This is a genomic window from Melittangium boletus DSM 14713, from assembly GCF_002305855.1.
Taxonomy (GTDB): Bacteria; Myxococcota; Myxococcia; order Myxococcales; family Myxococcaceae; genus Cystobacter; species Cystobacter boletus.
The window spans coordinates 5,330,178-5,342,682 of record NZ_CP022163.1 but is presented as its reverse complement, the minus strand read 5'-3'; the positions used below and the strand labels follow the sequence as shown (position 1 = coordinate 5,342,682).

7 protein-coding genes are annotated in these 12,505 nt (G+C 69.6%); 2 read left to right on the top strand and 5 right to left on the bottom strand.

Translation table 11 applies throughout. The features are described from left to right. The first annotated feature begins 63 nt into the window (after window positions 1–63). Complete coding sequence (gene mfd / locus MEBOL_RS22500; protein ID WP_095979378.1) at window positions 64–3,642, top strand: transcription-repair coupling factor; 3,579 nt, start codon at window positions 64–66, stop codon at window positions 3,640–3,642. A gap of 18 nt (window positions 3,643–3,660) precedes the next feature. Here mfd and MEBOL_RS22495 read toward each other — a convergent pair whose 3' ends face one another. The 4 genes from MEBOL_RS22495 to MEBOL_RS22480 form a co-directional block, all read right to left on the bottom strand. Then, the gene (locus tag MEBOL_RS22495; RefSeq protein WP_095979377.1) at window positions 3,661–4,509 is read right to left on the bottom strand and encodes an OmpA/MotB family protein; all 849 of its coding nucleotides are present in this window, start codon (window positions 4,507–4,509) and stop codon (window positions 3,661–3,663) included. Between the two features lie 85 nt (window positions 4,510–4,594). Continuing rightward, complete coding sequence (locus MEBOL_RS22490) at window positions 4,595–6,256, bottom strand: diguanylate cyclase (protein ID WP_095979376.1); 1,662 nt, start codon at window positions 6,254–6,256, stop codon at window positions 4,595–4,597. A gap of 188 nt (window positions 6,257–6,444) precedes the next feature. Beyond that, window positions 6,445–7,584, bottom strand: coding sequence for an acetylornithine deacetylase (argE, locus tag MEBOL_RS22485; RefSeq protein ID WP_095979375.1), 1,140 nt, complete (start codon window positions 7,582–7,584; stop codon window positions 6,445–6,447). A 76-nt stretch (window positions 7,585–7,660) separates the two neighbouring features. Then, window positions 7,661–8,128 carry a ferritin-like domain-containing protein gene (locus tag MEBOL_RS22480; RefSeq protein ID WP_095979374.1) on the bottom strand — a complete coding sequence of 156 codons (468 nt, stop codon included), beginning with the start codon at window positions 8,126–8,128 and terminating at the stop codon, window positions 7,661–7,663. 250 nt (window positions 8,129–8,378) lie between these two features. Here MEBOL_RS22480 and MEBOL_RS22475 point away from each other — a divergent pair, with 250 nt between their 5' ends. Continuing rightward, window positions 8,379–8,813: a CBS domain-containing protein gene (locus tag MEBOL_RS22475; protein WP_157775371.1), complete on the top strand. Its 435-nt coding sequence runs from the start codon at window positions 8,379–8,381 to the stop codon at window positions 8,811–8,813. 18 nt (window positions 8,814–8,831) lie between these two features. Here MEBOL_RS22475 and MEBOL_RS22470 read toward each other — a convergent pair whose 3' ends face one another. Next, window positions 8,832–12,500: an FG-GAP-like repeat-containing protein gene (locus MEBOL_RS22470; RefSeq protein ID WP_095979372.1), complete on the bottom strand. Its 3,669-nt coding sequence runs from the start codon at window positions 12,498–12,500 to the stop codon at window positions 8,832–8,834. Window positions 12,501–12,505 lie beyond the last annotated feature (5 nt).

Here is a 12,505-nt window from a genome sequence, read left to right as displayed (position 1 = left end):
TCTTCCGTTGACCCCTCGGGGTCCGGCTCCTAATTACCGGAAGGCGCTTCCAGGCGCCTACGGATGGAAACTCCTTTTACCCAGAAGCTCGATGCGGAGGCGCTGCGTGCGCCTCCCGTGGCCGATGACCCCTTCGCCCGCGTCCAGGAGACCCTGCGCGCCGGGCAGCGTGTCCGCACGCAAGGCCTCCAGGGAGCCGCCCGCGGCTACGCGCTCGCCCGCCTGCAACGGGCCTTGAAGGCGCCCCTCGTCTGCGTCGCCCCCGATGAAGAGGCCGCGGACGCGCTCGCCCACGACCTCGCCTTCTTCCTGGGTGGCAAGGGCACGGCGCGCGAACCCCACGTCCTCCGCCTGCCCGCGGACGAAATCCTCCCCTACGACGAACTCTCTCCGGATGGCGAGGCCGTCGCGGACCGGCTCGGCGCGCTCTTCCACTTGAGCCAGGGCACGCGCTTTCCGGCGCTCGTGGTGTCGCTCCGGGGCTTGTTGCGCAAGGTGATTCCCCCGGCGGTGATGAAGGCCCTGTCCGAGCGGCTCGCCGTGGGGCAGGACTTCGATCGCGACGAGCTCGCTCGCAAGCTCGCCCACATGGGCTACCTGTCCAGCCCCCTCGTCGAGGACCTGGGCACGTTCTCCGTGCGCGGGGGTCTCGTCGACGTCTTCAGCCCGCTGTACGACAAGCCCGTCCGCATCGAGTTCTTCGGGGACACCGTCGAGTCCATCCGCGTCTTCGATCCGGAGACGCAGCGCACCGTGGACGCACTCCCGGAGATCATCCTCCTGCCCGCGCGCGAGGTCATCTTCTCCGAGCAGACGCGTGCCCACGCCGAGGCGGCCGCGCGCGCCGTGGCGGATCGCATCAACCTGCCCACCTCGAAGCTGCGCGAATACCTGGACGCGCTCCAGGAGGGGCTGCCCGGCTTCGGCCTGGAGGGGCTGCTGCCCGGCTTCTTTCCCGGAGGCCTGGGCACCCTCTTCGACTACCTGGCACGGTGGAACGAGGCGCCGCTCGTCTATCTGGACGATCCCCTGGGCATCGAGCGCGCCGCCGAGGACCTGTGGACGGAGCTCGCGCGGGCGGCCCAAGCCGCCGACGAGCGGCAGGATCTCACCTACCCCGCCGAGGATCATTTCCTCACCCAGGTCCAGGCCGAGCAGCGGCTCCAGGCGTTCCGGGTGCTGGAGGGCGGAGGCCTGTCCCTCACCCAGGGCGAGTCCCCGCCCGTGATCTTCCCCTTCGGGACGACGCAGGACGTGCGCGAGGCCATCCTCGCCCACCACGGAGAGGAAGGCGCGCTCACCCCGCTCATCGAACGGCTCCAGCGCTGGCGTGACGGCCGCATCCCCTGCGCCGTGGCGTGTGGGACCCTGAGCCAGGCGGACCGGCTCAAGCGCCTGCTATTGGATCGCAACGTGATGGTGCGCGTGCACACCGAGCCCCTCTCGGACGTCACGCGGCTGTATGAGCCAGCCGTGTCCGCCCACCTGTTCACGGGGGAGATCAGCCACGGCTTCGTGGACCCCGCCGGGCTCGCCCTGCTGTCGGACGAGGAAATCTTCGGCGCCCGCTCCCGCCGCCGCGTGCGGCGCTCCAAGAGCCTGGATGCCTTCGCCGCGGGCTTCAAGGATCTCAAGGAGGGCGACCTCATCGTCCACACCGACTTCGGCATCGGCCGCTACGCGGGCCTGACGAAGATGCAGGTGAACGGCGTGCCCGGGGACTTCCTCGTGCTCGAGTACGCGGGCAAGGACAAGGTCTACCTGCCCGTGGGCCGCATGCGGCTCATCCAGAAGTTCACCGGCGGAGACCCCGACCAGGTGACGCTGGACAAGCTGGGCACCACCTCCTGGGAGAAGACGAAGAAGAAGGTCAAGGAGCAGCTGCTCAAGATGGCGGCGGAGCTGCTCAACATCGCCGCGGCGCGCCGGGCCCACCCGGGCCATGCGTTCAGCGCACCGGACCGGTACTACGCCCAGTTCGAGGCGGACTTCGAGTTCGAGGAGACGGCGGACCAGGCCAAGGCCATCGAGGACGTGCTCGCCGACATGCAGAAGAGCCAGCCCATGGACCGGCTCGTCTGCGGCGACGTGGGCTACGGCAAGACGGAGGTGGCCATGCGCGCCGCCTTCAAGGCCACGCTGGATCGCAAGCAGGTGGCGGTGCTGGTGCCCACCACGGTGCTCGCCCAGCAGCACTACCTGTCCTTCAAGAAGCGCTTCAAGGACTACCCCGTCACGGTGGAGGTCATCTCCGGCCTGAAGAAGCCCCAGGAGGTACGCGAGCTGCTCAAGCGCGCCAAGGAGGGCAAGGTGGACATCCTCATCGGCACGCACAAGCTGCTCGGCGGGGACGTGGCCTTCAAGGACCTGGGCCTGCTCGTGGTGGACGAGGAGCAGCGCTTCGGCGTGAAGCACAAGGAGCAGATCAAGAAGCTGCGCTCACAGGTGGACGTGCTCACGCTGTCGGCGACGCCCATTCCCCGCACGCTGCACATGGCCATGTCCGGCGTGCGCGAGATGAGCATCATCGCCACCCCGCCCCAGGATCGGCGCGCCATCCGCACCTTCGTGATGAAGTTCGACCCGCCGGCCATCAAGGAGGCCATCGAGCGGGAAGTCGCCCGCGGCGGTCAGGTCTTCTTCGTGCACAACCGCGTGGAGTCCATTCCCGCCATGGAGACGCGGCTGCGCGAGCTGGTGCCGAACGTCACCCTCGGCATCGCCCACGGACAGATGGGCGAGGGCCAGCTCGAGAAGGTGATGCTCGACTTCACCGAGAAGAAGTTCCAGATGCTCCTGTGCACGAGCATCATCGAGAGCGGCATCGACATCTCGAGCGCCAACACGATGATCGTCGACCGGGCGGACACGTTCGGACTCGCGCAGCTCTACCAGCTCCGGGGACGCGTGGGCCGCTCGCGCGAGCGCGCCTATGCGTACCTGCTGGTGCCCGCGCGCAGGACGGTCACCAAGGACGCCCAGCGGCGCCTGGAGGTGTTGCAGCGCTTCACCGAGCTGGGAGCGGGCTTCTCCATCGCGAGTCATGATCTGGAGATCCGCGGCGCGGGCAACCTGCTGGGCGGCGAGCAGTCGGGCTCCATCTCCGCCATCGGCTTCGACATGTACGCGCAGCTGCTCGAGGAGGCCGTCGCCGAGGTGCAGGGCGAGCCGCCCAAGGTGCGGATCGAGCCCGAGATTTCCCTGCCCATGGCGGCGCTCATCCCGGATGACTACGTCGCGGACGTGCACCAGCGGCTGGTCTTCTACAAGCGCTTCAGCCAGGCGAGCACACCGGACGAGGTCCAGGACCTGCGCGCGGAGCTGGTGGACCGCTTCGGCGAGGCCCCGGACGAGGTGGACAACCTCTCCGAGCAGGCGCTGGTGAAGATCGACATGCGCGAGCTGCGCCTGCGCGGGCTCGAGGGCGGTCCGGGACGGCTGTCGGTGATGCTGGGGGGAGACGCGCTCCTGGACGGGGCGAAGCTGCTGGCCCTGGTGCAGCGCTCCAAGGGCTACTACCGGCTCACCCCGGACATGAAGCTCATCGTGAAGCCCGGGCCCGAGGTGCGCGACCAGGGCCTCATCGCCGAGGCCAAGAAGGTGATGAGGGATCTCTTCACCTGCGCGCAGCCCCAGGCGTAGCGGGCCGCGCGCCCTCGGCTACCGGGCGGCGGTGGCCGCGGCGTTGGGCGCCAGGACGATCTCGATGCGCCGGTTGAGGCTGCGGTTCTCCGGCGAGTCGTTGGCGGCGATGGGCTGATAGGGGCCATACCCCGCGGCGGACAGCTTGGTGGGATCCACCCCCGCGTCCTGCAGCGCCCGCACCACCGCCATGGCCCGCGCCAGGCTCAGCTCCCAGTTCGAGGGGAACTGCCCCTTGGGATCCGTGGGCACGTCGTCCGTGTGGCCCTCCACCCGGATGATCTTCCCCTCCACGCCCTTGAGCGCCTCGGCGACCTTGAGCAGCGCCGCCTCGCCCTCCTTGCCCACCCGCGCCGAGCCCGAGGCGAAGAGAATCTTGTCCTTGAGGTTCACCGTCATCCGGCCGCGCAGCTCGGACAGCTCCACCTTGCCCTCGGAGATCTCCTTCTCCAGGCTCTTGGAGAGGTTCTCGTACTCGGAGCTCTTCTTCTCCAGGGCGTCCTTGGCCTCGGTGAGCTTCTTCTTGGAGCGCGCCAGCTCGTCGTTGAGGGCGGCCAGCTCGGCGTTCTTCTGCTCCAGGGCCCGGCGCTCGGCGGCGCCCGCCGTCAGACCGCTCTCGGCGGTGGACAGCCGCGTCTCGAGCGCCGCCTTCTCCCGCTCCAGCTCCGCCCCCTTCTCCTCCAGCGCCTTCACCTTGGCGTCCAGCTCCTTCGCCTTCTCGCTGGCCGCCGCGTGCGCCGCCTTTTCCTCCTTGAGCTGCTCATCGAGCGTCTGCGCGTTCTGCATCGCCGCGTCGTATTTGCCCTGGGTCACACACCCCGCGCCCAGCGCGAGCACACAAAGAGAGGTCAGCAGCCTCGACCGCATGTCAGGTTCTCCTCGAAATGGTTTCAGCTCAAATGATTTCACGACGGCGAGCCCGCCGCACGCGAAAACCGCCCCACGCCCGGTCCTAGTGGGAGTCGCGCCGGGTGGTTTCGAGCAGATTGCGCGACAACTCGTCCATGAGCGAGAGCAATTCGCGCCGCACGTCCTCGGACGAGGCGTGCAGCTGCGAGGTGAGCGCGTGCAGCGAGTCACCCGGCGCCGAGGCATCGTGCAGCATGCGCGCGGCGATGCGCGTGGCCGACAGCGGGCTCTCCACGTCGTCCGACACCAGGCGGCGCAGGCGTTCCATGATGCTGGCGGGGGTGGGGGCGGCCGAGGCGCTCATGGAGAAGGGCTCGGTGCTGTGCGAGACGGCGCACACCCGGTTGCGGCCCTGGCGCTTGGCGCTGTAGAGCGCCGCGTCGGTCAGCTCGATGAGGTCCGTGACGGACGAGGCATGCGCGGGATAGCAGCCCACGCCGGCGCTGATGGTGATGGCGCGGCTGCCGCCCCGGGCGCCCTTGACGACCGTGCCGTCCACGGCGGCGCGGAAGCGCTCGGCGGCGATGAGCCCATGCTCCAGGTCCGTCTCGGGGAGGATCATCGCGAACTCCTCGCCTCCGTGACGGGCCACTACGTCCGTGGAGCGCGCCGTCTGGCGCAGCCGCACGGACACCTCGCGCAGGGCCTGATCGCCCGCCGTGTGGCCAAGCGTGTCGTTGACCTGTTTGAAGTGATCCAGGTCCAGGATGACGAGCGACATCGGGTGCTTGTAGCGCTGGGCCCGCCGGAACTCGACGCCGAGCGCCTCGTGGAAGTAGGCGCGGTTGTACAGGCCCGTGAGCGGATCCGTCACCGCCACCAGCATGGCGCGGTCGCGCGAGGTGCGCAGCTGGCGCTGGCGGCGCTGACGGCGCATGGCACTGCCCATGCGCGCGGCGAGCTCCGCCATGGGCGTGTGCAGCGTGAGGTAGTCGTCGGCGCCGGCGTCGAACGCGGCCACGCGCCGCATGGTGGACTCGACCTCGTCCACCACCAGGATGGCGGGCGACTCCTCGTCGAAACCGAAGCGCTTGAGCAACGGGTGCTCGCCCTCGAGCGCGACCGGGTAGCTGACGATGAGCAGGTCCGCGTCGGAGCTGGTCATGCGCTGCGACGAGGCGCGCTGGGTGAGTTGGAACTCACCGCCCAGGGGAGAGCCCCTGAGGGCCCGGGCGAGCCGCTCCCCCATCACGGGCATGTGGTGGATGATCTCCACCCGGGCCTGGGGCGGCGTGGGGGCCTCGGGCTCGCGCATCACCCGGGCCATGGCCTCGTGCTGCGCTTGCAGGTGGGCGCGCATCTTGCCCAGCGAGATGAACGAGCGCACGCGCGCGAGCATCTCGGCATCGGGCGCCGTCTTGGTGAAGAAGTCATCCGCCCCCGCCACCAGGCCCTTCACGCGATCATCCGTGGAGTCCAGGGAGGTGAGCAGGAGGATGGGCGTGTTGACGGTCCGGGCGTGGCCGCGCAGGTGGCGCGTCAGCTCGTGGCCATTCATCTCCGGCATGATCACATCGAGGATCAGCAGATCGAAGAGCAGCGGTCCTTCGGTCGCGAGCCCGAGGGCCTCACGCGGCGACGAGGTCATCGCCACATCCAGGCCGCTTTCCATCAGGCGCGAGCCAATGGCTTCCAGGGCGATGGGACTGTCGTCCACGAGGAGAACACGGCCGGTCGTGCTGAGAGAGTTCGAGAGTGCAACCATGGTCCGCTCCAAGGCGCAGGCTATCAGCCCAGTCTTCTGAAGAAAGGAAGGGGCCGGAGATCTGCTCCCTCAGCGACTGTCCCCCCCCGGCACGTCCGTCTCGATGGGAATCCTATCGTCTGGATGCGCGCGCCCCAATATTTCCGGCTGCCGTCCCACCAGGCGGCCGGCCAGGAACGCTCCCGCGCTCAGCCACAGAAGTGGGCGATGGCGCGGGAGAGATAGGCTTCGCACCGCACCAGGTCCTCCACCGGGACGTATTCACCCGTCTGGTGGGCCACGCGAATGTCGCCCGGGCCGAACACCACCGCTTGAGCCCCCAGCTCCGTGAGCTGCGGCGCCTCGGTGCCAAAGGACACCGTGATGGGCGCGTTGCCGGACAGCTCCGCCATCATCCGCACCACCTCCGCGTCCGCGCGCGTGTCCACCGCGGACTCCGTGCGCAGCAAGCGGATGTGGGCCTCGTAGCCGGGCTCGTCCCGCACCAGCTCTCTCCGGATGGACTCCAGCAGCTCCAACACCCGCTCCTGGGGTTGATGGGGCAGGGGCCGCCACTCCACGATGAACTGGCAGGCGCCGGAGATGACATTGGCGGCCTTGCCCCCGCCGATACGGCCCACGTTCACCGTGGTGAAGGGCGGCTCGAAGTCCTCGTCGCGATCCTCGCGCAAGGTCGTCCGCGCCAGCGTCTCCAGCCGTTGCAGGAAGCGCCCCGCGCGGAAGATGGCCGAGGCCCCTTCGTCCGGATAAGCGCTATGGCCCTCCCGACCCAGCACCTCCACCTCGGCCAGGCAATACCCCTTGTGCGCGCGCACCGGAACAAGCCGTGTGGGCTCGCCCACGATGGCATGCCGCGCCCGGCCCTTGCCCAGCGACACGAGCTGCTTGGCGCCCTCGCATCCCACCTCCTCGTCCGCCGTCAGCAGCACCATCAACGGCGCACGCAGCGGCCGCGAGAGATGCGCCACGGCGTGCAGCGCACAGGCGATGAACCCCTTGGTGTCACAAGCGCCCCGGCCGTACAGCCGCCCATCGCGCTCCGTGAGCCGCAGTGCGTCCGTCCACGCGGCGTCATACGGCACGCAGTCCGTATGGCCCACGAGCGCCAGGGCCGCCTGGGCCCCCGGCTCGCCTCCCTTCACCGCGATGAGGTTGACCTTCTCCACCCCGGACTGGTCCCGGTAGCGCACCTCTTCCGTCTGGAAGCCCACCGCCTCCAGCTTGCCGCGCGCCAGCGCCACCAACGGTGCGTTGGTGCGGGTGGAGGTCGTGTCCACGGCGACCAGCTCGGACAGGAGGGCGCGCAGCTCGGGCAGGGTGTCGCTCATCAGGAAGGCTCTCCCAGGGGGCTCGGACCGGACGAATTTAGACGCTCGCGCCGCCGTCTCCCAGGGGAACACCTGCTCAGACAGGCGCTTCGAGCTCATCACCCGACCAGGGCCGCACGCGCACCGCCTCCCGGATCCACGTGATGTGCCGCTCCTCGTCCTGGCGATTCTTCTGGATGAGCTGCCGCACTGGGGCGCTCCACTCGAAATGGAGTGCCAGCTCGTAGACGCGGTTGGTGATCTCCTCGTTGCCGAGCATGGCCATGAGCGCCGCCTCCGTGCCCATCAGGCTCGACATCGCCGTCAGGCCCTTCATCGCCGCGCCCTTGAGATCCGGCCTCAATTGCACCGGCTCCCCGCCCAGCTCCCGGATGAAGGCGTTGAGCTCCCGCACATGACGCATGTGGTCGAACCGGAACTCGTTCAGGCGCTCGCGCACGAGCGGCTCCTTCACCCGGGCGATGGCGGCGTCGTAGGCCCCCACCGCGTCCACGTCCAGTTGCGCCAGACTTCGCAACTTCTCCACCGCCGGCTTGCTCGCCATCGCGCCGTCCTCTCTCCTCCCCCGCCGGGAACTGCTGGCAATGTGTTGCCCGCCTCCGCACGAGGCCAATCCCGCCCCCATCCCCCGTCGCCACGCCCGCCCAGACAGCGGACGGGCAACCAGGCCCCACCCTGTCCCCTGGCTGGGTGAGCGAAGGAGCGCACGTGGACGGGGAGAAGGTTCGCGGCACGTCCGCCCGGGAAGACCCACCCTGTGCCAGGGATCGTCCCCCCAGGGAATGAGGTGGGTCATGAGGATTCGTGACGTGATGACGCCGGATGCGCTCTCCGCGCCACCGGAGACCACGCTGATGGCGGCCGCCGAGATGATGCGCCTGCTCAACGTGGACGTCCTGCCCGTCGTGGAGGAGGAGCGCGTCGTGGGCATCCTGAGCGACCGGGCGATCGTCGTGCGGGGGCTCGCCCTGGGGCACGATCCGCGCACCGTCCCCATCTGCCAGGTGATGAGCCTCGACGTGGAGACGTGTTCCCCAGAGGAAGATGAGGAGGACGTCGCCCGGCGGATGCGACAGCTCCAGGTGCACCGCCTGCTCGTCGTGGACGATCAGCGGCGGCTCCTGGGCACCCTTCACCTGGACGATCTAGTGATGGAGCGCGTGGACTCCCACCAGGAGGGACGGGCGCCCGCGGAGGATGACGGGGCCCTCATGACCCTGGGGTACTGAGGGAGGCCGAACCGCGCGTCAGAAGCCGAACGGAACCAGGAAGGCCGTGCCGTTTCTCGTGCCCGAGCGGTAGCTGAGAGGAGCGCCGACGACGAGCGCGGGAGGCGCGCCGCTCTTGCCCGGAACGATTCCCAGGGACTGACCAAAGTTGGCGCGCTCGCTCACGTCCCCGGAGAGGGTGAGCCAGGGCGACAGCTCTCCGGTGGTCCCCGGGCCACCCGCGTAGACGAACACCGAGCCACCGCCATCCGAGGCGACCGAGGCCCCCGGCGCGCTCACCACCAGGTCATCCACGCCATCGCCCGTGAGGTCCGTGCCACCCGCGATCGCCGTGCCAAACCCCACCGCGCGCGACCGGGGCACGAGCACGTGCGCGACATAGTCGCTCGCCTTCAACACGATCTTCTGGGAGGCGCCCTTCTTCATCTCCTCCACCAGCTTCGCCGTGTCGAACAGCAGCACCAGTTGCTGGGTCAGGCCTTGATAGGGGTAGGCCGTCGCGGTGGTCGCGAGGTAGTCCGCGCCGCTCTTGCCCAGGAGGCGGCCCGCGCGCGTCGTGGCCAACCCCAACCCGAGGAAGTTCCCCTGCGCCTCCTTGTCGGCGAGCAACACCTGGACCGGCGCCCGGCGGGCGCACCGCGTGGCGTCCGCGCCAAAGAGGATCACGACGCCTGAATTCGAGCCGTCCGCGTAGCGCCACGCCACCTCGTCACAGCCGTCCTTGTCCAGGTCCCCGAGCGCCACCGGCGCCGAGGTCTGCTGCGCGGAATAGGGCGCGGTGTAGACAGGGCTGCACACCATGGTCAGCTTGGCCAGCATGCCATCATCCGGAGCACGGCCCAGGAAGATCTCGAAGCCGTTGTTGCGCAACGCGCCGATGTCCTGCTTGCCATCCCCATTGAAGTCGAAGCCTCCCACCACGCCCCGTCCGATGCTGCGGCGCTGGCAGGTCGTTCCCGCGGGCGTGCACCCGGAGATGTCCCCCTGGGCCCACAACCGGTACGCCTGCTTGAAGCTCCCATCCGCCTGGCCCAGGGACACGAGCACGCCGCCCACGCCCTGGTTGCCCGCGAGCAGGCACGTGGCGTCCTCCTTCGCGTAGTAGGGGGTGATCTCCGTGTTGCGCGCGTTGGTTCCCGGTCCGGTGAAGCCCGGCGCACCCACCACCGCGTCCGGGAACCCGTCTCCATTGAAGTCCGTGAAGGCCACGTCGGTGCCCACGTTGCGGCCACGCACCAGCGGAGAGGAGGCGCCCTCGGCCACCAACTCACTCGTGGAGGCGTCCTGCCTCATCGCCCAGGCCCGGCCCACGGACAGGTCGTTGCCATCCCCGTTGACGCCGGGACCCGCCCAACCGGGAGAGCCCACCAGCGCCACCGCGCCGGAGGGGCCCTGCGCCACCGCCACCACCTCGCCGTAGCGCTCCACGCTGGGCTTCGCGGGCAGCATGGCGCTCGTGCGGGTCCACTTGTCGAGCGATTCGCCCGCCTTCACGAGGGCATCCACCCGGCCGGTGAAGTCCAGTCCCTCGCCCGAGGCCCGCGCGGAGAAGACCACCAGCCCCGCGCTGCCATCGACGGGCCACGCCGCGAGCCCCACCCCGAAGACGTCCGACTTCGCCGACCCATTGAGCGTCATCAGCGGCTTGTTGAACGCGTCCCCCTTCTTCAGGGTCGCCAGCGGGTGGACGATGATCTTGCCCGCCAGACGCAGCGGCGTACTGGGCGAGAAGTAGGGAATGCCCATCACCAACTCCGGACCGGGGTTGCCATCCACGTCCAGCACCGCCCAACCCCGGCCGCCCACGCCACCGGCCGTGTCCCCGTACAACTGGGCCCAGGCCGATTCGCGCTTGATCTGCGGAGGTGAATCGGAGGCGTCACCCTTGAACGTGTAGGAACTCAGGTCGAAGAAGAGCACCGCGCCCGCGTCGGACAGCGTCTTCTGGCCGCCACGCGTACTCAGATCCGGCGAGTCCGAGCGATCCGCCACCACCACCAGCAGCGGCGGGCGGCCATCCCCCGCGGGCAGCGTGCTCAGCTTCCAGTTTCCCTCGTTGCTGTCGGTCAGGTAGGCGGACGGCGCGACGAACACGTCCGGCGAGGAGCGGAAGGGTTGATCGACTCCCCGTCCGAAGAACACCGCCACCGCCTGGTGCAGCTTGTCGGTGTTCCCGGTGTCGTACCGCCACAGCCTGCTGAGCGCCGCCAGGTCCGGGAGCCCATCGCCGTTCAGGTCACCCACCGCCACCGCGCGCCCCAGGTCCGTGGACTTGCGGGCCTCGATCTTTCCCGCCTGCGTCAGGTGGGTGCCACCCAGGCGGATGTTGGACTGCACCGGCACGGACTGGCCCGGGGTGAGCAGGAAGATGTCGATGACACCGCGGGCCGACAACGTCGACGTGGGCGCCAGATCCGCCGCGGGCGAACCCACCACCACATCCAGGTCCCCATCTCCATCCGCGTCGGCGAGCGCCAGGCCCGTGCCGAAGGAACCCCGGCCCGTGTTGGACAGGGGCGTCCCCAGGGGCTCTGGCCCGCTCGCGCCGAAGCGGTACAGGTACACCGCGCCCGAGTTGCCGATGGTCAACGACGCGCCCGGAGAGGACACCGCCAGCTCGGCCCGGCCATCCCCATCCAGGTCTCCCGCCAGCACGGTGTCACCGAAGCGCGCCGAGTCCGAGTCACCCGTGAGGGTCCAGGTGGGTTGCGCGGACAGCCCCAGGGCGCTGCCCTTGAAGATGAACACCGCGCCCCCTTGCGGACGGGAGAGATCGCTCTCCGGCCGCCCCACGGCCACGTCCATCACCCCATCCCCGTCGAAGTCCGCCGTCACCACCGAGGCGAGATCCGTGAGCTGTCCGTGAGGTCGCGCCTCGTGCGCCAGCTCCTTGAGCACGCGCACGGACACGGTCGTCTTCTCCCGGGTGAAGGGGTCCGACCCCTCCAGCACCGCCGTGCCCACCGCGTCCGGCTCGGCGGAGAAGCGTCCCGCCACCACCTGCCCCGGGCCCGACACCTTCGACCAGCGCACCTGATCGCTGCCCCCCGTCGTCGCCAACGGCGTCGACGAGCCCGCGGGCAGGGCCAGGAAGGCGGGGTCTCCCCGCAACACCGCATCCGCCCGCACCTCGAAGCGAAGCTGCACCACGTCGCCCTTGAGGCCGTCACGCACCAGCACCAGGTCCAGCCCCTCCCCCGCGCCCGCCGTGTACAGACCCGAGGCGGAAATGGAGCTGCCCGCCGGGCTGGCATCGAGTTCGAAGACGGCCGGGCCCAGCAGGCCCGACACCTCCACCTGGAAGGACGTGCCCGGCTTGATCGTGGCGCGCGCGGGGGCCACGCCAAAGCCCGAGACCACCTCCACCTGGAGGCGCGCCTCTCCCGGGCAGCGCTGGTCCTCCGCCACCAGGGTGTCCGTGCCGGGCGTGGCGCCCGCGATGAAATTGGAGCCATTCAACTGGCCCGAGGACCCGCCCGGCTCGGCGCGATAGCGGTAGTACCCACTGCCACCCGAGGCCTTGAGCAGCAGGCTCTGCTTCACCCGGATGCGCGAGGCGTCCGCGGACAGGGCCAGGGGGGGCAGGCTCGTGCAGTAGTCCACCGCGCCCGGTTCCAGGGAGTCGTCCGGAACGCAGGCGGAGGACAGGAGCGCGAATGCGAGCGACGCGCGGAGGACTGGATTCATGAGGA

Bases quoted from the DNA above. Each gene is read 5' to 3' on its own strand.
- mfd (WP_095979378.1), top strand. From the start codon at position 64: ATGGAAACTCCTTTTACCCAGAAGCTCGATGCGGAGGCGCTGCGTGCG.
- MEBOL_RS22495 (WP_095979377.1), bottom strand. From the start codon at position 4,509: ATGCGGTCGAGGCTGCTGACCTCTCTTTGTGTGCTCGCGCTGGGCGCG.
- MEBOL_RS22490 (WP_095979376.1), bottom strand. From the start codon at position 6,256: ATGGTTGCACTCTCGAACTCTCTCAGCACGACCGGCCGTGTTCTCCTC.
- argE (WP_095979375.1), bottom strand. From the start codon at position 7,584: ATGAGCGACACCCTGCCCGAGCTGCGCGCCCTCCTGTCCGAGCTGGTC.
- MEBOL_RS22480 (WP_095979374.1), bottom strand. From the start codon at position 8,128: ATGGCGAGCAAGCCGGCGGTGGAGAAGTTGCGAAGTCTGGCGCAACTG.
- MEBOL_RS22475 (WP_157775371.1), top strand. From the start codon at position 8,379: ATGAGGATTCGTGACGTGATGACGCCGGATGCGCTCTCCGCGCCACCG.
- MEBOL_RS22470 (WP_095979372.1), bottom strand. From the start codon at position 12,500: ATGAATCCAGTCCTCCGCGCGTCGCTCGCATTCGCGCTCCTGTCCTCC.